The following is a 20,618-nucleotide window of genomic DNA, read 5'->3' as shown; positions in this document are numbered from 1 at the left end:
TCTAGCGCATGGCGCGAAACCCGTGCGCCGCGCGGCGCGATTCCAAGCTGATCACCAGCGCAACAGGCGCGGCCCGAGCAGCCAGCCCAGCGTGCCCACCAGCGCGATGCCGGCGAGATACCACGTCGCCAGAAACGCGATGCTGCTCTCGGGGCAGGCGAGTGAATACACGCTGGCGCCGGCCGCGCCGGACAACAGGCCGATCGCAAGCCCGGCATAGCCCAGATGCGTCGGCGCCAGCCGGCGAACCGCCCAAAGCACGCAGGCGAATACCGGCAGCGAGAACAGCGCCACGTCGAACGGGCACTGCAGCCAGGAATGGCCCAGCCAGAGCCCGGCACGCGCAGAGGAATCGGCCAGGAGCAGCTGCATCGCGCCGGCCGCGACAAGCGCCAACGCCCACGCCGCGCCGAGATAACGCCAACGGCCTGCGCTGCGGCCGGGCACGGCAAGCCGGCAGACCATCGGCACGGCCAGTGCGGCGAGGCCGAGGTTGAAGCCGAGCTTGATCCAGAAATCCGGGCTGGCCAAGGCCGCGGCGATATCCGCACGCGGGCCGAAGGTCAGCCACAGCAGCACGAGCGAGGCGAGCATGCCGCCGGCCAGCGCCGGTGCGATGCGTCGGGTGGCGGCTCGTGGTTTCGCGGGTGCGAGATCCGCACTCAGACGGTCGATGAGTTCATTCATTTGCGCAGCTCCGGATCCGGTCCGAGATAGGCTCGCAGGGCTTTCAGCCCGCGATGCACGCTGACCTTGATCGCGCCCTCGCTTGCGCCGAGGCGGTGCGCGGCTTCGGCGGCGGTCAGGCCGTCGAGCTTGGTCAGCGCGATGGCGCGGGCCTGGCGTTGTGGCAGCCGGGACAGCAGGCGGGCGAGGTCGGCCTGCGCGATGGTCGCGGCCTGGGCCGTATCCGTGGTGTCGGCGGCGAACAGGTCGCGCTCGTCGTCGAGCGGCTCGTGGCGGCGTACGCGGTGGCGGCGGTAGTGGTCGATCAGCTTGTAGCGGGCCAGCGCATAGGCCCAGGCGGTAAAGCGCTGCGCGGGATCGAAGGTCGCGCGCTTGTCATGAATGGCGAGCAGGGTGTCCTGCACCAGATCCTCTACGCGTGCCAGATCGCCGCCGAGACGCCGTGCGAAGAAACGCTGCAGCAGGGTCTGCATCGATTCGAGCAACAGACGATAGGCCGCCGCGTCGCCGTCGAGGCTGCGCAGCATGAGCGTCTTGAGCTTGCCTTCGTCGCTGATCATGTCTACAGGCCCCCGTTCGCGCGGCAACGCCGGCCGGTCTGCCGGCGTGCCTTCGACGGCGACGGTTCGACGTCTGGCCGCCGACGTTAAAGCGAACGAGCCGTTACCACCAGCATACGAACGGGCGCGATAGGTCGATGCCGCCGGCCGCAGGTCTGCGGCCGGCTCAGCAAACAGCCACGGGGGCACGAACGTCAGAGCGAGGTGGTCAGCCATGTCAGCCAGGCGGGGGAGGCCTGAACCAGCCAGGTTTCGACCATCTTGTCGACGCCGCTGAAGACCATGACGCCCACGATGAGCAGGATCGCGCCGAGCGCCATCTTGCCCGCCGAGCCGGCCTGCAGCAGGCGGCCGCGCCAGCGTGCGAGCGCCTCGCGCGATGCCATGCCGATCAGGGCGAGTGGCAGGCCCGCGCCGAGCCCGAAGGCCGTCATCACCAGCGCGACCTGGCCGAGATTTTCGCCCTGTGCGGCGAGCAGGCTCGCGGCGCCCAGCGTCGGGCCTACGCAGGGGCTCCAGATCGCGCCGAGCACGAGCCCCATCGCAAACTGCGCGCCCCAGCCCTCGCGGTTGCCCACGGCGCCAAAGCGCTCGTCCATCCAGGCGCTCACCGGTCCGGCGGCGGCCGCGACCCGGGTGCTGAACACGGGCACCAGCAATACCAGGCCGACGACGGCCAGAATCAGTCCGCCGGCCTGACGGATCAGCTGTCCGTCTAGCCCGATCGCGAAGCCGATGGTCGCCACGAACAGCCCGACGGCGACGAAGGACAGGGTCAGACCCGCCGCGAGCGCCACCGGACCAAGCCGGTGCTTGCCCGCCGCGGCGCCGAACACGATCGGCAGCAGCGGCAGGACACACGGCGAGAGGATCGACAGCGTGCCGGCGAAAAACCCGAGCACATAGCTTTCAGCTCCCATGCAGAGTCCTTTCTGGCGTGGACCGGATTATTCGCTGTAGGCGGTTTCGATCAGCTCGGCGATATCGTCTTCGGTGGTGATCGCCACGGCGCGGCCGGTTTCCTCTTCGCCGCGATAGACGACCAGGGTGCTCTGGCGCGGTGCGCGGAAGGCGCGCACGGCCTCTTTCTGATCGTCGTAGTTCACTTCGAACACGGTGAGATCCTCGAAGCGGCCCTGTTCGAACAGGCCACTGAGCACTTCGCCCTGGCGCTTGCAGGTCGGGCACCAGCTGGCGGTCACGTCCACGAGAATCGGCTCGCCGTTTTTCTGCGCCGCCTTGAAGTCGGCATCACTGTAGGGCTGGCCGCGTTCGCTGGCGAATGCGGGGCCGGCAACGACGGTGGCAAGAACGAGGGCGGCGGCAAGAAGGGATGAACGCATCGTGTGTCTCCAGAAGATGGAGACTGTTCATTCGCAGCAGGGCATCAAAAGGTTACATCCGGGGGAATAAAAATCCGCGGGGCCGCGCTGGTTGTCGGCACCAGGTGCTCAGGTCACGGCGCGCAGCAGGTCGGATACGATACGTTCGAGCTGCACGAGGGAGCCACATTCCTTGGTCTGATGACAGTGGGCGCGGTAGCGGCCCATCACCGAGTCGCCGGTGTCCCAGCTCACCCTGGGTTCGGGGTTGAGCCAGATCACGCGGCGGCTGCGTTCGAAGATCTTGCGCAGCAGGTCGGTGCGCGGATTGCCTTCGTTGTTGCGGGCGTCGCCGAGGATGAGCACCGTCGTACGCCGGTCGATATCGCTCAGCGCTAGCCGTTCGAAGTCGGCCAGCGCATGGCCGTAGTCGCTGCTGCCCTGGCCGTGCTCGGCGAGCGTGCGGCGGATCGCCTCGTCCAGGTCGTGCTGCTTGAACAGGTCGGTCACTTCGGCCAGGTCCGAGCAGAAGGCGAAGGCGCGCACCTGCGGCAGTACGTCCTTGAGGCTGTAGAGAAACATGAGCATGAAGCGCGCATAGAGCGCGACCGAGCCGGAGACGTCGCAGATTGCGAACACCTTGGGCTTGTCGATACGTTTCGACTGCCAGGCGAGTTCGACCATGTGGGCGTCGTGGCGCATGTTCTTGCGGATCATGCGTGGGACGTCGAGGCGCCCGCGTTTGGTCACGCGCCGCTTGCGGGAATGCGCGGCGACGAGTTGTCGGGCCATGCGTTCGATCGCACGGCGCATGAGCGGGTCGTTGCGGCGCGAGACGTTGGCGAGTCGGGCCGTGCGCAGCATGTCCTCGCGCAGGCGCTCGCCTTGGGCGTCGGCATGCAGCAGGAACTGGCTCTCGACATGGTCGCGGATCTGCGCGCGCAGACGATCGTGGCGTTGGCGCAGTTCGCCGGCCAGGCGTTGGTCGGGCGCGGTCGATGAGCTTTCGAGGGTAGTGATCTCGTCCACCAGTTCGGCCCGGCCCATGTCGTCCATGATGCGGCGCGTGTACAGGCCTTGCTGGGTGAAGACCTTGATGTTTTCCAACTGGTTGTCGCGGGCCGCCCGCGAGATCGCCATCGACAGCGCCGTGCGATCGTCAGCCATGAGCATGCGGCCGAGCGGCGAGGCGGGATCGCTTACGGCCTCCGATCTACTGCTCGTCGGCACCGGCGGATTGGCGCTGGCTGCAGCCTCTGTGGCATCGCCGTTATCGTCACGATTGTTGCCACCGCCGCCGCCCTGGCTTTCCGACTCGCCTTCGCCGGGCGCGGCGGCGTCGCCTGAGGGTTGGGTGCCGTGGGCGGCCTCCGGCGCGTCGTCGTTGTGCTCGTCCGTGAGCGGCTGCGTGACGCCGCCACTTTCGAAATCGTCGAAATGGAAGAACTGATCGAAGCAGGCGTCGAAGGCGGCGTGCTCGTCGGCGCTTTTGCTCAGGACCGCGCCGAGCGCGTCCTTGAAGCGCTGGCGATCGGTCCAGCCGATCATCTCGGCGGCGCGAAAGGCGTCCAGCGTCTCGGCGGTGGAGACGCGCACGTCCGCCATGCGCAGGGCGCGCACGAAATTGGCCAGCGTGCGTTCCAAGGCTTAAATCCCGGCGACGCGCCGCGTTAGATAGGGCAGCTGGGCTTCGACGCTTTCGACATCGTCCTGGAACTTGAGCAGCACGTTGAGCGTTTCGCGTATCCAGCCGTCGTCGAGCGCGTCGATATGCAGCAGCAACAGCGTGCGGGCCCAGTCGATGGTCTCGCTGATCGCCGGCGCCTTGCGCAGATCCATCTCGCGCAGCGCCTGCACGAAAGCGACCAGCTGACGGCGCAGCTCGAGGGTGATCTCCGGCACCTTGGCCTGGATGATCTGCTGTTCCAGCGCCGCGTCCGGATACGGAATGTACAGATGCAGGCAACGGCGCTTGAGCGCGTCCGAGACTTCGCGGCTGTTGTTGGACGTCAGGAACACGATCGGCGGCTGGCCGGAGGCGGCAATCGTGCCGATTTCGGGGATGGTTACCTGGTAGTCGGAGAGCATCTCCAGCAGCAGGGATTCGAATTCCTCGTCCGACTTGTCGATCTCGTCGATCAGCAGCACGCTGCCCTCGGCCTCGCGCAGTGCTTTCAACAGCGGCCGCGGTTCGAGGAATTCCTCGGAGAAGAAGATATCGCCGTATTCGTGCAGCCGTTCGACCGATTGGCGCAGCCCTTTCGCGCCGCCGAGCGCGTCGTCCAACTGCTCCTTGAGCACCTGGATATAGAGCAGCTGTTTACCGTATTTCCATTCGTAGAGCGCCTTGGCCTCGTCCAGCCCTTCGTAGCACTGCAGGCGGATCAGCGGCAGGCCGAGCATGCGCGCCGCGGTTTTGGCCAGCTCGGTCTTGCCGACGCCGGGCGGGCCCTCCACCAGTACCGGCTTGCGCAGCTGATAAGCGAGATAGGTCACGGTCGCAATCCGGCTGGAACCGATATAGCGATGGCGTTCCAACGCGGCGCGCACGGTATCCACGGACGCCATGGTCTCGGCTGGGTTCGGTACGAGAGGCTCGGTCACTTGGGCTCCGATCGAAAACGACATGGTTGCGTTGAAACACCCGCCATCATAGCGGGCGTGGCTGAGCACGTCCTTTCAGTCACCGCCCCAGTCGGCCCGCCCGGCGCCGCTGAACGCCGCGGCGCGATCGCCTAAGCTGTTTGCCGGTTCCGATTTTTGCGCCCGAGGGCATCATGAATTTGTTTAGCGGTCTGTCGGCGTTTCCGATCACGCCCTGCAACGAGGCGGGCGAGGTGGATGTCGAGGCGTTGCAGCGTCTCGTTGAAAGACTCGTTCACGCCGGCGTGGATTCGACCGGCCTGCTCGGCAGCACCGGTTCCTATCCTTATCTCGCGCGAGCAGAACGTCGGCTCGCGATCGAGGCAGCGGTCGAAATCACGCGCGGCCGCGTGCCGTTGCTGGTGGGTGTCGGCGCGTTGCGCACGGACGATGCGGTGGCCCTGGCGCAAGATGCACGGACCGCGGGTGCGGATGCGCTGCTGCTCGCGCCGGTCTCGTATATCCCGCTGCTCGAGGACGAGGTCTTCGCGCATTTCACGACCGTGGCCGCCGCGACCGACCTGCCGCTGTGCGTGTACAACAATCCTGCCACGACCGGCTTGACTTTCAGCCCGGCGCTATTGGGGCGCTTGAGCCGCGTGCCGAATATCCGTGCGGCCAAGAACCCCGCGGCGGCGCCCGACGAGATGGCCGCACTTCACGACAGGCTCAAGGGCGCGACGGCAGCGGATTTCTCGCTGGGCTACAGCGGCGACTGGCACGCGACGGAAGCACTGATTGCCGGCGGCACGACCTGGTATTCGGTGGCGGCCGGTCTGTTTCCCGAACCCTGCATGCGTATCGCGCGCGCCGTACAGGCCGGCGAGTACGAACAGGCCCGCCGGCTGAACGCCGAACTCGAGCCGCTCTGGGCGTTGTTCCGCAGATACAGCAGCTATCGGGTCATCCATGCGGCAGCGCAACTGATCGGCGTTACGGATGCGCGACCGCCGCAGCCGATTCTCCCGCTGCCTGCAGAGGTTCATGCCGAAGTCGCACAGGTGATAGCGCGCCTGGGTCTGGAATGAGCAGTTTCGCTTCGCGTCTGCAGCGAAAGCGTTGCTGACCCGGGTGGGTTAGCGCTTATCTGGCGGCCGCTTCGCTTGCAACACGAGCCAGATCCGCGATCAGATCGTCGATGAGTTCGGGCGTCGTGTTCCAGCTGCACACGAAACGCGCGCCGCCTTCGCCGATGAAGGTATAAAAGGTCCAGCGGCTGTCGCGCAGTTGTTGTTGCAGGTCTGGGGCGATTTCCAGGAACACGCTGTTCGCCTGCACGGGAAACATGAGCTCGACGCCGTCGATCGCCTCGATGCCTTGGGCGAGTCGCCGGGCCATGGCATTGGCGTGCTGGGCGTTGCGTAGCCAGGCGCCGGTTTCCAGCAGGCCGAGCCAGGGCGCGGCGAGATATCGCATCTTGGAGGCGAGTTGCCCGGCCTGTTTGCAGCGGTAGTCGAAGTCCTCGGCCAGCTTACGGTCGAAGAAGATCACTGCCTCGCCAAAACCCAGCCCGTTCTTGGTGCCGGAAAAACAGAGCACGTCGACGCCGGCGCGCCAGGTCAGATCGGCCGGAGCGGCATCGAGTCCGGCACAGGCGTTGGCAAAGCGCGCGCCGTCCATATGGATACGCAGGCCGTGCTCATCAGCCACATCGCGGATCGCGTGGAGGTCGTCCACGCCGTACGTCGTGCCCAGCTCGGTGGCCTGGGTCAGCGATACGGCTTTGGGGCGCGGATAGTGGATATCGCCGCGGCGGGTCACGGTGGTGGCAATGGACTCGGGTGTTACGCGGCCGTGCTCGCCGGCGACGGTGAGCAGCTTGGAGCCGTTGGAGAAGAACTCCGGCCCGCCGCATTCGTCGGTCTCGATATGGGCGAGCTGGTGACAGATCACGCTGTGATAGGACTGGCACGTCGAGGCCAGGGCCAGCGAGTTAGCGGCCGTGCCGTTGAATACGAAGAAGACTTCGCAGTCGGTCTCGAACAGTTCCCGGAAACGGTCGCTGGCCTGCGCCGTCCAGCGGTCGTTGCCATAGGCCAGATCGTCGCTCTGGTTGGCGCGCACGAGATAGTCCATCGCTTCCGGGCAGATACCGGAGGTGTTGTCGCTGGCCAGAAAGCGGGGCACGTCCGGCGAGGATGGGGAGCGAGTATCTGAGTCGGACATGGGCGCGGCGTATCTCGATGCAGTCGAAGCCAGCCACGCTATGACGATCGATCGAGGTGGGCAAGCCGGGATGGGCCGCGATGGGCTCAGGCTCGGCGTTACAGCCGGTCGCGCTTTACGGCCCGGATGCCGAGAACCGCTGCAGACGCGACACGCGCACCAGCCGCAAGCCCAGCAGCGCGGCGGCCACGCTCAAGCCTGCGATCAGCCCGATCCAGTAGCCGTAAACGCCGAGCCCTTCGAATGCGCCGGAGACCCCGCGGCCGAGCAGGTTGCCCAGCCCCATGCCCACGCCCCAGTAGGACGCCAGCGTGACGACCATGATGATGCGCGTGTCCTTGTAGCCGCGCAGGGCGCCGGCAATGCTTACCTGCAGCGCATCGGAGAACTGATAAAGCGTAGCGATGAGCAACAGTTCGATGGCGAGCCGCTGGACTGCAGGGTTGCCTGTGTAGAGCGAGACGGCGAATGGTCCGCCCAGCACGATGATCAGGTCGATCACGAACGCTGCCGCCAGCGCGCAGGCCACGCCGTTGAAGGCCACGAAACGCGCATGGCGCAGCTTGCCGCGGCCGAGTGCCTGGCCCACGCGCACGGTCAGCGCCATGCCCAGCGATAGCGGCAGCATGAACAGTACGGAGCTGAAGTTCAGCGCCACCGTATGTGCTGCGATCACGATCTCGCCGTAGCCGGCCAGGAACAGCGCGATCGCCGTGAACAGCGACACCTCGGCAAAGATCGCCACGCCCACCGGCAGGCCGACGCGCAGCAGCTCGCCGATCGGTGCAGCCGAAGGCCAGGCGAAGGCCGCGCCGAACCGCGCCCGCGTGTAAGCCGTCGAGAAACGGGTATAGATCAGCATGGCGATGAACATCGACCACATCGAGATGGCCGTCGCAATACCGCAACCGGCTGCCCCGCGTGCCGGCATGGCCTGCAGCGCCTCGGGCACGTACGCGCCGAACAATGCGACCAGCCCGTCGCCGCCATAGATCAGCACATAGTTGCTGACCATGTTCACTGCCAGCCCGAGCAGTGCGAACTGCAGCGACGCCCGCGTATGGCCCATGCCGTCGGAATAGAAACGCAGGGTTTCGTAGAGGGCGATCGCCGGCAGGCCCAGTGCGACGCCGTCGAGATAGCGCAACGCCAGTGGGGCCACGTCGTCTGGCACCGACATGAAGGCGAACACCGGCGGCGCGAGTACACGAATACCGACGGCGCACAGCAAGCCGAGCACGGCCGCGACCCACAGCGCCTGATGCACCGCCGGGCGAATCGCAGCGAAACGCCGCGCGCCGACGTGCTGGGCCACGATTGGCGTCAGACCCATGAGCGTGCCGATCATGAACAGCACCAGCGGCAGCCACAGGCTGGAACCGATCGACACGGCCGCCAGATCGCGCGCGCTGGCATGGCCGGTCATCGCCACGTCGACCGTGCCCATCGCCACCTGGGCGAGCTGGGCGCCGAGAATCGGCAGCGCCAGCCAGAGCAGGCGGGCACTTTCGATTCGACGGAGTTTGGCGTGGCGAATGAACGACAAAACAGATCGGCCTTGCGGATGGATTCGACCGCGGCTCGGCGACATCAGCCTGCAGCATGTCCGTCAGGAAGACGGGCCGATGCGATGGCAGGCTATCGGTGTTGCCGGGAAGCGGTCGGCGATCAGGGCGGCGAGTCTATCGCGGATGTACTGGCCTGTTGTTACGCAGGGTGCGGCAGGCCTGGCCGGGCTCAGCCCGGATAGGGCGCCTCGACCGGTTCGTTCGAGCGGCCTGTGATGGTTGTGCCAATCGACGCCGTGATGACCGCCGCGATGGCGAGCCATTGCAGCAGGCTCAGCGCCTGGCCCAGAAACAGCAGGCCGGAGAGCGCGCCGAACGCAGGCTCCAGGCTCATCAGCGTGCCAAAGGTCTGGGTGGGAAGACGCGGTAGGGCGACCATTTCCAGCGTATAAGGCAACGCGGTCGACAACACCGCAACGCCCGCGGCAAACAGCAGGATGTGCGGCTGCAGAAGCGTCGCCACCTCGGCGCCGACGAGCCCGACCGGCGCGACAATCACTGCCGCGATGGTGATGCCCCAGACCGCACTCTGCATGCCATTCACTTCACCGGCCTTCTGGCCGAACAGGATATAGGTCGCCCAGCAGCCGCCGGCACCCAGGGCGCAGAGCACGCCGTAAAGATCGAGCGAGCCACCATCGTCGCCATGTCCGTTGCCGAGCAGCACGGCGAGGCCCGCGATTGCGATGACCACCCAGAGCAGATCGAGCCGGCGTTTGGAGGACAGCAGCGCGACCATCAACGGCCCGGTGAACTCCAACGCCACCGCAATGCCCAGCGGAATATGCGCCAGCGCCTGGTAGAACAGGAAGTTCATGATCCCCAGCGCCGCGCCGTAGATCGCGATATTGATCCAGTCCGGCCCCGCGACATGCCAGCGCCACGGGCGGAACAGCGTGAGCACGATGATCGCCGCGATGATCAGGCGCAGCGAGGTCGTCGCCGCCGGGCCGATCGCGGGAAACAGCGACGCGGCCAGAGACGCGCCGCCCTGGATACAGGCCATGGCGATCAGCAGCAGGCCGATTGGCAACAGGCGCGCCCGCAAGGATGAGGTCACGGATGAGTTATAGGCCGTCATCACACATACTCGTCGACACGCCGGCGTGCAGAGTGGAGGCTCGCCAGCGGCGCGGATGATGGCTCAAAATCAGCGAATGAGCAATATATTGCACAAAGACAACGAGCGGCCGAACGTGCTCGTGCACGTGGCGGGCAATGTGCACCGGCTACGCCGCGATGCGCGCCTGAGCCAGCAGGCGCTTGCAGACGCCGCCCAGGTGAGTCGCCGCATGCTCGTCAATATCGAGAAGGGCGATGTAAACGTCAGTCTCAACACGCTCGATCGCATCGCCGAGGCGCTGGGCGTGCTGTTCTATGCCCTGGTTCAGCCGCCGGAGACCGAGGATTCGGCGCGTATCGATGAACTGGCCTGGGCGGGCGCGCATCCCGACAGCCACGCGCGGCTGCTGGCGAGCAAGCCGGCGCGCAACGAGGTCGAGCTCTGGGCCTGGTCGCTCGCGCCCGGCGAGCGCTACGAATCGCCGGCCGACCCGGCCGGTTGGCAGGAGATGCTGGTTGTGACGGCCGGCACCCTCACGCTGTTTGTCGAAGGCCAGTCGCACACCATCGCCGCCGGCGATTTCCACGTGTTCACCAGCGACCGCGAGCACGCCTACGCCAATGAAACCGACGTACCGCTGACCTTCATCCGCAACGTCATCTACTAGCTACTGCGGAACGGTTAGCGCGAGCCGCGGCAGGCGGCGGCCAGACGCCGGGCTTGGTACGGTAGCGCGCTGGCCCGTTTCGCGATGCGCGACAGTGCGCTACGCGCGAGGGCCGGGTTTCATTCGATGAATCGACAACCAAGGGGACCGAAATGACGTATGTCGCTTCGCGTATCGCAGCCGCCGCACTGGCCGTGCTGGCGCTGGCCAGTCTGGCCAGTCCGGCCATGGCGGCCAACGAGCCGATCACCATCTATACCGATAACTATGCCGCCGACGAGGCCATGAGCCGGGTCGCCCGCGATCTTATCGAGGAGCATTTCGATACGCCGGTAGAGCTGAAGCCGGTGTCGGTGGGCGTGTCGTTCGTGGGCACCGCACGCGACGATCGCGCGATGTTTCTCGCCGCCTGGCTGCCGGCCACGCATGCGGATTACATGGAGCGCGTAAAGGACGACGTGGTCAATCTGGGTACGATCTACACCGGCGCGAAGCTGGGCTGGGTGGTGCCGGATTACGTGCCTGCCGATCAGCTCGACAGTATCGAGGATCTCAAGAAGCCGGAAGTCGCCGAGCGCCTGAACCACAAGATCCAGGGCATCAGCGCCGGCGCCGGGCTGATGAAGCTGTCGAACAAGGTCGTCGACGACTATGCGCTCGACGACTACCGCTTGATCACCGCCAGCGGCCCGGCGATGACCGCTGCCCTCAAGCGTGCGATCGAGAACGAGGAATGGATCGTGGTCACCGGCTGGAGCCCGCACTGGAAATGGGAACGCTTCGATCTGCGCTATATCGAGGATCCCAAGGGCTCGCTGGGCGGCGAGGAGTATGTCGACGCCATCGCCAATCCGACGCTCGTCGAGACCGAGCCCGAGATCACCGACTTCATTCGCCGGATGTCGTTCGAGCTCGACCAGATCAACCCGATGCTCGCCGAGGCCGAACGCACCTCTTATGACGAGGCTGCCCAGACCTTCATCGAGGAGCATCCCGATCTGATCGAGAGTTGGCTCGAAGGCGACTGAGTCGGCTTTTCAGTGTTGGCCGCCACGGGTGCTATCACCCCGTGGTGGCCGGCGTCGGCTGGCGACGCTTCGATGAGTCGAGGTCAGCCTTGGCCGCGCGGCCGGGTTATCGAAGCAGCTGACCGCCGTCCACGGTCACGGTCTGGCCGGTGATCCATGAAGCCAGCGGCGAGGCGAGAAAGACTGCCGTGTTGGCTATCTCTTCCGGTTTGCCGAAACGTCCGAAGGGAATCGTGGCCAGCGTGGCGTCATAGATCGCCGGGTTGTTTTCCTTGCGCTGCTGCCAGAGCCCGCCGGGGAAATCGATCGAGCCGGGGGCGATGGCGTTCACGCGGATGCGTTCGCCGGCCATCTCCGAGGCCTGCGACTGGGTGTACTGAATCAGCGCGGCCTTGATCGCGCCATAGGCCGCGGTGCGTGCCGAGGCCGCCTGGCCGGCGATCGAGGCGATATGGATGATGCTCGCCTGTTCGCTCTGCGCCAGCCAGGGCCGCGCGGTGCGCGTGGCGCGAATGGTACCGAGCAGGTCCACGTTGATGCTTTTCTGCCAACCCTCCTCGCTGTCGCCGGGACCGAAGCCGGACGCGTTGTTGACTAGGATGTCGATACCGCCGAGCGCGGCTGCGGCCTCAGCCACATAGCCTTCGATCGCGGCGGCATCGGCTACGTCGCAGACTGCCGCATGCACGGTCGTGCCGTGAGCCGCCAACTCGGCACGCGCGGCCTCCAGCGTGTCGGCACCGCGCCCACAGATCGAGATATGCACGCCTTCGGCCGCGAGCGCGTTGGCGATGGCAAGGCCGATACCGCGGCTGCCGCCGGTGATAACGGCCCGACGGCCGGAAAGATGCGTGTCCACGATGATCGGCTCCTGCGCTAAATAAGGCTGCGACGGCGGTTGGTTAGCGGTCGTCGTTCCGGACGCTACGTTAGCGCATCGTGGCCAGGCCGGTGTATCGCCGCCGCAGCCGCCGTGCTCAGCGCGCGGCCTCGGGCAGCGCGTAGCGGCGTTGCGACGTGCCGGCTTTGAACACCTGTCCGGGAACGTCGTGGCCAACGATCGCGGGGAGGCCTTCCGCGACCTTGAGCAGCCCGTCGAGATCGACACCCGTATCCACACTCATCTGCTCGAACATATGCACGAGATCTTCGGTGCACACGTTGCCGCTCGCGCCCGGCGCGAACGGGCAGCCGCCGAGACCACCGAGCGCGGCATCGAAACGCATCACGCCGGACTGGTAGGCGGCGAGGGCGTTGGCCAGCCCCATGCCGCGCGTGTTGTGCAGGTGTACGGTCAGCGACAGCTTCGGCTGGCGTGTCAGCACGGCCTCGCAGAGTTCGGCCACCTGGCGCGGGTTGGCCATGCCGGTGGTATCGCACAGCGATACGCCCTGGATGCCGATCGCGGCCAGGCGCGCCACGATTTCCAGTACCCGCTCGGGACGGACGTCGCCCTCGAACGGACAGCCGAATGCGGTCGAGATCGAGGCGTTGATAAACGCGCCGCCGCCGGCGGCCAGATCGGTCATGCGCTCGAAGCGCTCCAGCGACTGGTCGGCGGTCATGCGCAGGTTGGCGCGGCCGTGGCTGTCGCTTGCGGACATGACGAAGTTCAGTTCGTCGGTGCCGCAGGCCAGGGCGCGCTCGACGCCCTTCTCGTTGGGAATCAGGGCGACGTAATCGACGCCGGGTTGGCGCTGGATGCCCGCCATGACTTCGCCGGCGTCGGCGAGATTGGGGATCGCCTTCGGCGATGTGAAAGAGGTGGTCTCGATCTTTGCGAAGCCCAGCGGCGACAGGTCGTCGATCAGCGCGATCTTGTCGGCCGTGGGCACGAAGTCGCGCTCGATCTGGAAGCCGTCGCGCGGGGCGACCTCGTTGATGAAAACCCGTGCACTCATGAGGCGCCTCCCTTGCGGTCGTCTTCGTAGAGTACGCCGGCCTCGCGCAGCCTGGCCTGCGTGTCGCGGTCGATGCCCAGCTCGTCGAGCACGTCCTGGGTATGCGCGCCCAGGCGCGGGCCGCCGCCGCCGATACGGCCCGGCGTACGCGACAGCCGTGGCAGCACGGCCGGCACTTTCAGTTCGTCGCCGTCGTCGGTGGTGATGGTCTGGAGCATCTGGCGTGCGGCGTAGTGCGGGTCCTCGACGATGTCCTTGGCGTTGTACGGTCGTCCGCAGGGCACGCGTGCGGCTTCCAGCGTTTCCAGCACGGCTTCGCGGTCGCGTTCGCGGGTCCAGTCGTTGATCGCGCCGTCGATACGCGCGGCCTGCTGGCTGCGTCCGTCGTTGTGTTCGAGGTCCGGATCGTCGGCGAGATCATCGCGCCCGATCGCCTGCATCAGGCGCTTGAAGATGGAATCGCCATTGCCTGCGATCAGCACTTCCGTGCCATCTGCGCAGCGGTACGCATTCGACGGCGTGATGCCGGGCAGGGCGCTGCCGCTGGGCTCGCGGATGACGCCGGCGCCGTCGTATTCGGGAATCAGCGATTCCATCATCGCGAACACAGACTCATAGAGTGCGACGTCGATGTACTGACCCTTGCCGCTATGCCGACGTTCCTGCAAGGCAAGCAGGGCACCGATCACGCCGTAGAGCGCCGACAGCGAATCGCCGATCGAGATACCCACACGCACCGACGACTCGCCGGGGTGGCCGGACAGGTAGCGCAGCCCGCCCATGGCTTCGCCGATCACGCCGAAGCCCGGCAGGTCGCGATACGGCCCGGTCTGGCCGTAGCCGGAGATGCGCACCATGATCAGGGCCGGGTTGATGGCGGAGAGTTCGTCCCAGCCCAGGCCCCATTTCTCCAGCCGGCCGGGGCTGAAGTTCTCGACCACGATGTCGGCCTCGGCGACCAAGCGTTTGACGATGTCCTGGCCTTCTTCGGACTTGAGATCGAGTGACACCGATCGTTTGTTGCGTGTCTGGACATGCCACCACAGCGAGGTGTCGCCGCGCATCACGCGCCAGCGGCGTAGCGGGTCGCCGGTGCCCGGCGGCTCGATCTTGATCACGTCGGCGCCGAACTCGCCCAGCAGTTTGGTGGCGAAGGGGCCGGCGATCAGCTGGCCGAGTTCCAGCACCTTCAGCCCCTGGAGGGCCATTGGCTGGGTCGCGTCGGCGGTGGATTCGGCACGGTTCATGGCGTCGGTCCTGGATGGGTAAGCCGTAGGGCGAATGGATCGAGCCTAGTGAGACGATCTGCGGCCGACAATCATCCGATCGCGCATCCAGGGTTCGTGATTGGCGTAGGCGCGCGATCAGGCCGGTGCATCGAGTGCGGGTTCACGGGTGAGGTGGTCGACCATCTCGCGGGCGATCACCGACAGCGCGTCGTAATCACGCACGCCGAGATAGAGCATGCGCCGCGCCCAGTCGTCAGTAAGCTCGACCGCGGTCAGCGGTAAACCGCTGAGGTGGGTCACGGCCTTGATCGGTAACACGCCTACGCCCATGTCGTGGGCGATCATGCGGCAGATGCCCTCGAAACTGCGGACCTGGATCCGCATGCGCAGCCGCGCGCCGCTCTCTCGCGCGGCCTTGGCGACCAGCCCGTAGAGCGAGGCGTCGTGCTGCAGGCCGATGAAATCGTAGGGCAAGGCGTTCATCAGCGACACGCGCTCCTGCGCGGCGAGCGCATGGCCATCGGGTACGACCAGCACCAGGCGATCTTCGCGGTAGGGGAAGACCTGCAACCCTTCGACGGTTGGGGTATTGGCGAAGATGCCGATGTCCGTGAGGCCTTCGCGTACGGCATGGATGGCTTCGGTGCTGACGTGCTCCTGCAGATCGATCTTGATTTCCGGGTGCTCGCGGGCGAACAGCGCCAGATCCTCGGGCAGGAATTCGATGATTGCCGAGGTGTTGGCATGGATGCGCACATGCCCGCGCACGCCGCGGCTGTATTCGCTGAGCTCGGCCTGCAGACTGTCGATATCGGCGAGCACCGTGCGGGCATGGTGGAGCAGTGCATCGCCGGCCGGTGTGAGTTCGACACCGCGCGGGCGGCGATAGAGCAGCGCGGTGTCCAGTTGCGCCTCGAGATCGCGCACGCGCTTGCTTACCGCGGCCAGTGCCATGTGTTCGCGCGTCGCCGCGCCGGTGAGGCTGCGGGCATCGGCGATGGACACGAACAGCCGCAGGCTGACCAGGTCGAGACGCTTCATGGGCACCGTGCGGCGCTCGAGGTTTCGTGATTCACGAAGTCACCCTTTCAGATTGCTTGATTGTCGCCCGCCGCTGGTGCCGGTCATGCTGCGGCACGGGCGACGGCACAAGCATGACAGCGCGACCGATCCAACAGGTCAAGCCGAACCCGTCTGGCGCGCCGCAGGGGCTGGCCCGCCGTGCCGATGTCGAAGCAGGAGGAGCAACGTGAAACGCAAGTCGAAAGAGCCGGTGAAAAGCCCGCTCGTCTGGATCGTGTTCGTCGCGGTCTTTGCCGCCATCAACCCCTGGTATTTCCCCGCGGGCTCGTTCGAGCCGCTGATCTGGGGCGTGCCGTACTGGGCCTGGATCATTCTTGCGGCGTCGCTCGCGCTGTCGGTGTTCGTGACCTGGGTCGTGTGCTGCCAGTGGGACATGGGCGCCGACGAAGACTCCAGCCACGACCCCGGCTACAGCCACGGCCACGACCGAGAGGAGGGCTGATCGATGGAGTCTGTAGAACTCGCATTTGGCGGCACCTCCGGCATCGTTGTCCTGTTGGCCTACGGCGGGCTCATGCTCGCAGTGGGGCTGATCACGTTCCTGCGTAATCGCAACATCCACGAAAGCCTGGACGAGTACTATCTCGGCGGTCGTGGGCTGGGCGTGATGGTGCTGTTCTTCACCTTCTTCGCGACCCAGTATTCCGGCAATACGGTGGTCGGCTATCCGCCGACGGCGTATCGCATCGGCTACCAGTATCTGGTGTCGGTGCCGTTCTTCATCATGATCATCGCGGTTTATCTGTTCTTCGCGCCGCGGCTGTACGCGCTGGGGCGGCGTTTTTCCCTGCTCACGCCGGTGGATTGGATCGATATCCGTTTCAAGTCCAAGGCGGTGACGATTCTGGCGGCCACGCTGATGCTCTATGCGCTGGGCAACTATCTGCTCGAGCAGTTCGTGGCGATCGGCCAGGGCGTGTCCGGACTGACGGGCGGCACCATTCCCTACCAGGTCGGGGTGGTGTTCTTCATCGTGATCATGGTCGCGTACAGCTGGCTGGGCGGCATGCGCTCGGTGGCCTATACCGACACCATCCAGGGCATCGCCCTGTTGTTTGGCGTGTTCATGCTGCTGGTCGGCTCGATCATGTATTTCGGCGGTCCGTCGGCTGCTGCGGAAGTCATGCGCACGCAGGCGCCGGAGAAGCTCGGCGCGCCGGACACCGGCGGCCTGGCACACTGGTTCAGCCTGCTCGCGCTCGTGGGTATCGGTGCGGCGGTGTATCCGCATGCCGTACAACGCATCTTCTCGGCTAGGAGCGAGGCTACTTTGAAGCGCTCGTTCATCCGTATGGCCTATATGCCGTTCATCACCGCCGGCGTGGTGTTTCTGGTGGGCATCATCGGGATCGCTGCCTTTCCGGGGCTGACCACGGGCGAGTCCGAGCAGTTGGTCGGGCGTATCGCCAACGCTCTGGCGCTCGAACACCCGGTGTTCTACTGGGCGATGATTCTGCTGTTCGGCGGCGTGATTGCAGCGATCGTGTCGACCGCGGACTCCGTGCTGCTCACGTTCTCGTCGATCGTGTCGAACGATCTGTACGGGCGTTATGTCGATCCGCAGGCCGAGGAACACCGCAAGATCCTGGTCGGCAAGCTCGTAGGGTTGGTTGCAGTGGTGGTGCTCGTGATCATCGCCTGGTATCCGCCGTCCACGCTGTATCAGATCTTCGTGCTGAAGTTCGAGCTGCTCATTCAGGCCGCACCGGCCCTGGTGCTGGGCCTGTACTGGAGCCGGCTGAACAGCCGCGCGGTGTTCATCGGCATGCTCGCCGGTACGCTGCTCGCCTCGACCATGACCTTCGCCGGCTGGAAGCCGCTGGGCGTTTTCAGCGGGCTCTGGGGGCTGTCGCTCAACGTGGCCGTCTGCGTAATTGGCAGCCTGCTCGTCGGCGTGAGCCGCGATGAGCATGAGCACGCGGTCGAGGTGATCGGCGAATACTAGCGGGTGCGTGCCGCCGGCCGCTGGCGCGGGTACCGGTGGCTCGGCCGAGGCTAGGCGGCAGACACCACGCGATTGCGGCCTTTCTGCTTGGCGCGATAGAGCGCGTCATCTGCTGCCTGCATCAGGGCGTCGGGCGTTTCGTACTTTCGCGGGCCCAGCGGGTATGACGCGATGCCGGCCGACAGGGTGACCGAGAGCACGGCGCCCGACTCCAGCGGGTATTGGAGCTTTTCGACGCCGTCACGGATCCGGTCGAGAATCTTCTGTGCGGCCTTCGGACCAATCGCGGGCAGCAGAAGCACGAACTCCTCGCCGCCGTAGCGGGCGAACAGATCGTCCTGGCGCAACTGGCGCTGTATGCGTTCGGCGACCTTGACGAGAATTTCGTCGCCGACCGGGTGGCCGTGCTGGTCATTGATGGCTTTGAAATGATCCAGGTCGAGATAGGCAAGGCTGAGTTCGTGCCCGGCAGCGACTGCCTGGCTGAAACGCTCGGCAAAACTCTCGTCGAAGTGCCGGCGGTTGTATATGCCGGTGAGCGCATCCTGGCGGGCGATATGATCAAGCCGGTGTGCCTGTTTCTTGAACTCCAGTTCGCGTTCCTGCAACTCGGTGGCCGAGCGCAGCAGTTGCAGGTTGCGGGTGGCCAGCAGTTCGCGGGCCTGGTCGGTCAGGCCCAGTGCCTGGGTGGCCGACAGCACTGTCATTTCGAACAGCGACTCCACCTCGGGCAGTTCCTCGGCCATCTGGGTGAGTACGTCGCTGATCTGCTCAGGCGACATGCCCAGGAAATCGCGCGCGGCTCGCACGGCGTCGGCGGTGGCTTTCTGCTGATCCTCGGCGAGATAGATCTCGGCCATACGGCCGGAGACCGTCACACAGCCGATGAAGGTGTGCAGGTCTTCCGGCGCGTCCACGTCACGCAGGTCATGGCTGCCGCGCGTCGCCAGCGTCAGGTATTCGGGCAGGCCCCATTCCTTCATCAGCCATTCGCCGGCTTCGCAATGGTCGACGTCGATGGCGGCTCTTTCGCGCGCCGGAAACGATTCGTGGTCGTCGACGAACGGTTTGAGTACGCCGTATTCCTTGGGCATCGCCGAATCGAGCGCGAGCATGCCGAGATCCTGCAGCAGGCCGGCGAGGAACAGCTCTTCCTTGACGAAGATGCCATGCGCATTGCCCAGCAGGCGGGCGGCTAGCGCGGACAGCAGGGCGCGCCGCCAGTAGCGATCCAGGTCGATACCGGATTCGCGAATATCGCGCAGGCAGGTGCCCAGCGAAAAGCTCAGGGCCACGCTGACCGTGGCATTGAGGCCGAGCACCGTGACGGCCTGATGCAGATTACGCGCCTGGCGGCCGCGCATGTACAAGGGCGAGTTGGCCACGCGCAATGTCTTGGTGGCCAGCGCCGGGTCGTTGGACAGCAGCTGGGCGACTTCGCGCAGGTCGATGTCCGGGTCGCGGCCGATCTCGATGATACGTAGCGCCACGCTGGAAATCGTCGGCAGGGTGGGGCACAGGCGAAGCTGGTTCTCGATTGTCTTGTTCATTCGATCGCGTCTGTCGAGCAGGCGCCTCGCTCTCGAGACCGCCCGGCATGAAGGCGGTCTTTCGTCCGCCGGAATATCCGCTCACTACGGCACATCGGCCGTCTCTTCGCCGGACAACGCCCCGGCGGACATGACGTCAGTGGGTGCGCCCGATCTGATGCGGTGCCAGCCCGTTCTGCAATCGGCGCCGATCGATACGGCCCGGGAATCGAACGGGAGCTAGCCCCGCTACGGATATCATCGGCCAGAGGCCCCGATTTTTTAGGGTGCGCGGCGGCCAGTAGCGTAGTGTTGGCCCGGCGATGCCCAAGCTCAGCGCTCCCATAGAGCGGAGCAGACCTCGCGATTGATCGGCAGGTCGACGCCCAGGCGTGCGCCTTGCTCCAGAAGCCAGCCGTTGATGGCGTCGATCTCGGTCGTCGCGCCGCGTTGCACGTCCGCACGCATCGAAGAGGTATTGCCGGCCGTGGCTCGCGCGACGGCCTCGACCGAGGCCAGCGAATCGCCCGGCCAGTCGCTATCGAGCGCGGTCAGCAGATTGTCGGCCTCGCGCACGATGGCCGCCATTCGCGCGTGCAGTGTCTCGTCTTCGAGCAGCTGTCCGTTGGGCACATCGTGGAGCGCGGTGAGCGGATTGATCGCGGCGTTGGCAACGAGCTTCTGCCATTGCCGTTGGCGGATCGCGCCGGTCCATTCCAGATGCGGCCAGTGTCGGGCCAGCCCTTCGAACCATTGCGGCGCTGCGCCGCCATCGCCGAACCAGGTGGCGTTCTCCGCGACGACCTCGTGGCGTTCCGGCGTGCCTTTGACTGCGCTGGTCGTGACCGCATCGATGAGCCGCGCGCCGCCGGGCAGCAGATTGTCGAGACTGCCGATGCCGTTTTGCAGGCGTACGACCGTTGCCGTATCGGCCAGCCGCAGCGGCGAGACCGCGGCCTCGGTATACGGCGTTTTGCAGGCCACCAGGAGATACGTAATCGGCTTTGCGATTGATTCCGGCGTGGTGACCGGCAGGCGCAGGCGTTGCGTACCGCGCCCATCGGCGAAGATCAGCGTGGTGTCGATAGGCGCGGCCGCTGCGCGGCGGATGACGGTGACGCCATGCCCGGCGGCCCGCAGGTAGGCGGCCGCCAGCGTGCCGATATGGCCGGCGCCGACCAGAACCCAGTGCGGCGGCTGAACCTCAGGCACGACGAGTAAACGGGG

Annotated in this window: 20 protein-coding genes; 5 read left to right on the top strand and 15 right to left on the bottom strand. The window is 65.9% G+C overall.

Annotation, left to right across the window (positions count from 1 at the left end):
- Nucleotides 1-51: 51 nt before the first annotated feature.
- From SADO_RS07310 to SADO_RS07285, 6 genes are all read right to left on the bottom strand, one after another.
- Nucleotides 52-687: an NrsF family protein gene (locus SADO_RS07310; protein ID WP_353110521.1), complete on the bottom strand. Its 636-nt coding sequence runs from the start codon at nucleotides 685-687 to the stop codon at nucleotides 52-54.
- Nucleotides 684-1,247: a sigma-70 family RNA polymerase sigma factor gene (locus SADO_RS07305; protein WP_353110519.1), complete on the bottom strand. Its 564-nt coding sequence runs from the start codon at nucleotides 1,245-1,247 to the stop codon at nucleotides 684-686. The genes SADO_RS07310 and SADO_RS07305 overlap by 4 nt, the downstream gene beginning before the upstream one ends.
- Before the next feature lie 194 nt (nucleotides 1,248-1,441).
- Nucleotides 1,442-2,167: a cytochrome c biogenesis CcdA family protein gene (locus SADO_RS07300; protein ID WP_353110518.1), complete on the bottom strand. Its 726-nt coding sequence runs from the start codon at nucleotides 2,165-2,167 to the stop codon at nucleotides 1,442-1,444.
- Nucleotides 2,168-2,194: 27 nt separating this feature from the next.
- Nucleotides 2,195-2,590: a thioredoxin family protein gene (locus tag SADO_RS07295; RefSeq protein WP_353110516.1), complete on the bottom strand. Its 396-nt coding sequence runs from the start codon at nucleotides 2,588-2,590 to the stop codon at nucleotides 2,195-2,197.
- Nucleotides 2,591-2,698: 108 nt separating this feature from the next.
- Nucleotides 2,699-4,213: a VWA domain-containing protein gene (locus SADO_RS07290; protein ID WP_353110515.1), complete on the bottom strand. Its 1,515-nt coding sequence runs from the start codon at nucleotides 4,211-4,213 to the stop codon at nucleotides 2,699-2,701.
- A 3-nt stretch (nucleotides 4,214-4,216) separates the two neighbouring features.
- Nucleotides 4,217-5,137, bottom strand: coding sequence for an AAA family ATPase (locus SADO_RS07285; RefSeq protein WP_353110965.1), 921 nt, complete (start codon nucleotides 5,135-5,137; stop codon nucleotides 4,217-4,219).
- 209 nt (nucleotides 5,138-5,346) lie between these two features.
- Between SADO_RS07285 and SADO_RS07280 the strand changes: the two genes are divergently transcribed.
- Nucleotides 5,347-6,240, top strand: a complete 894-nt coding sequence (locus SADO_RS07280; protein WP_353110513.1) for a dihydrodipicolinate synthase family protein — start codon at nucleotides 5,347-5,349, stop codon at nucleotides 6,238-6,240.
- 55 nt (nucleotides 6,241-6,295) lie between these two features.
- Here SADO_RS07280 and SADO_RS07275 read toward each other — a convergent pair whose 3' ends face one another.
- The 3 genes from SADO_RS07275 to SADO_RS07265 form a co-directional block, all read right to left on the bottom strand.
- Entirely contained in the window at nucleotides 6,296-7,378 is a 1,083-nt protein-coding gene (locus SADO_RS07275; RefSeq protein ID WP_353110511.1) for a threonine aldolase family protein, read from the bottom strand.
- Between the two features lie 115 nt (nucleotides 7,379-7,493).
- On the bottom strand, nucleotides 7,494-8,924 hold the full coding sequence (locus SADO_RS07270) for an MATE family efflux transporter (protein WP_353110509.1): 1,431 nt from the start codon (nucleotides 8,922-8,924) through the stop codon (nucleotides 7,494-7,496).
- A 191-nt stretch (nucleotides 8,925-9,115) separates the two neighbouring features.
- Nucleotides 9,116-10,027, bottom strand: coding sequence for an EamA family transporter (locus SADO_RS07265; RefSeq protein WP_353110507.1), 912 nt, complete (start codon nucleotides 10,025-10,027; stop codon nucleotides 9,116-9,118).
- A 58-nt stretch (nucleotides 10,028-10,085) separates the two neighbouring features.
- Here SADO_RS07265 and SADO_RS07260 point away from each other — a divergent pair, with 58 nt between their 5' ends.
- Both SADO_RS07260 and SADO_RS07255 read left to right on the top strand, forming a co-directional pair.
- Nucleotides 10,086-10,676, top strand: a complete 591-nt coding sequence (locus SADO_RS07260; RefSeq protein ID WP_434547895.1) for a helix-turn-helix domain-containing protein — start codon at nucleotides 10,086-10,088, stop codon at nucleotides 10,674-10,676.
- A 152-nt stretch (nucleotides 10,677-10,828) separates the two neighbouring features.
- Complete coding sequence (locus SADO_RS07255; RefSeq protein WP_353110503.1) at nucleotides 10,829-11,704, top strand: glycine betaine ABC transporter substrate-binding protein; 876 nt, start codon at nucleotides 10,829-10,831, stop codon at nucleotides 11,702-11,704.
- 106 nt (nucleotides 11,705-11,810) lie between these two features.
- On the opposite strand, the gene SADO_RS07250 is transcribed toward SADO_RS07255, so the two are convergent.
- From SADO_RS07250 to SADO_RS07235, 4 genes are all read right to left on the bottom strand, one after another.
- The gene (locus tag SADO_RS07250; protein ID WP_353110501.1) at nucleotides 11,811-12,563 is read right to left on the bottom strand and encodes an SDR family NAD(P)-dependent oxidoreductase; all 753 of its coding nucleotides are present in this window, start codon (nucleotides 12,561-12,563) and stop codon (nucleotides 11,811-11,813) included.
- A 118-nt stretch (nucleotides 12,564-12,681) separates the two neighbouring features.
- Nucleotides 12,682-13,605 (bottom strand): hydroxymethylglutaryl-CoA lyase, encoded by a 924-nt coding sequence (locus SADO_RS07245; RefSeq protein WP_353110499.1) that lies wholly within the window; start codon nucleotides 13,603-13,605, stop codon nucleotides 12,682-12,684.
- Nucleotides 13,602-14,852, bottom strand: a complete 1,251-nt coding sequence (locus SADO_RS07240; protein WP_353110497.1) for a CaiB/BaiF CoA transferase family protein — start codon at nucleotides 14,850-14,852, stop codon at nucleotides 13,602-13,604. Before SADO_RS07240 ends, SADO_RS07245 begins: the two co-directional genes overlap by 4 nt.
- Nucleotides 14,853-14,969: 117 nt before the next feature.
- Entirely contained in the window at nucleotides 14,970-15,875 is a 906-nt protein-coding gene (locus SADO_RS07235; RefSeq protein ID WP_353110495.1) for a LysR family transcriptional regulator, read from the bottom strand.
- A 208-nt stretch (nucleotides 15,876-16,083) separates the two neighbouring features.
- Here SADO_RS07235 and SADO_RS07230 point away from each other — a divergent pair, with 208 nt between their 5' ends.
- The gene (locus SADO_RS07230) at nucleotides 16,084-16,359 is read left to right on the top strand and encodes a hypothetical protein (protein WP_353110494.1); all 276 of its coding nucleotides are present in this window, start codon (nucleotides 16,084-16,086) and stop codon (nucleotides 16,357-16,359) included.
- A gap of 3 nt (nucleotides 16,360-16,362) precedes the next feature.
- Nucleotides 16,363-17,862 carry a sodium:solute symporter family protein gene (locus tag SADO_RS07225; protein ID WP_353110493.1) on the top strand — a complete coding sequence of 500 codons (1,500 nt, stop codon included), beginning with the start codon at nucleotides 16,363-16,365 and terminating at the stop codon, nucleotides 17,860-17,862.
- Between the two features lie 50 nt (nucleotides 17,863-17,912).
- On the opposite strand, the gene SADO_RS07220 is transcribed toward SADO_RS07225, so the two are convergent.
- Together SADO_RS07220 and SADO_RS07215 are read right to left on the bottom strand one after the other, a co-directional pair.
- Nucleotides 17,913-19,412 carry a sensor domain-containing diguanylate cyclase gene (locus SADO_RS07220; RefSeq protein ID WP_353110491.1) on the bottom strand — a complete coding sequence of 500 codons (1,500 nt, stop codon included), beginning with the start codon at nucleotides 19,410-19,412 and terminating at the stop codon, nucleotides 17,913-17,915.
- 312 nt (nucleotides 19,413-19,724) lie between these two features.
- Nucleotides 19,725-20,603, bottom strand: a complete 879-nt coding sequence (locus SADO_RS07215; RefSeq protein ID WP_353110489.1) for a ketopantoate reductase family protein — start codon at nucleotides 20,601-20,603, stop codon at nucleotides 19,725-19,727.
- Between the last annotated feature and the right edge of the window lie 15 nt (nucleotides 20,604-20,618).

This window comes from Salinisphaera dokdonensis CL-ES53 (assembly GCF_040361215.1).
Lineage (GTDB): Bacteria > Pseudomonadota > Gammaproteobacteria > Nevskiales > Salinisphaeraceae > Salinisphaera > Salinisphaera dokdonensis.
The sequence above is the reverse complement of the archived record's forward strand: the minus strand, read 5'-3'. Positions and strand labels throughout refer to the sequence as shown.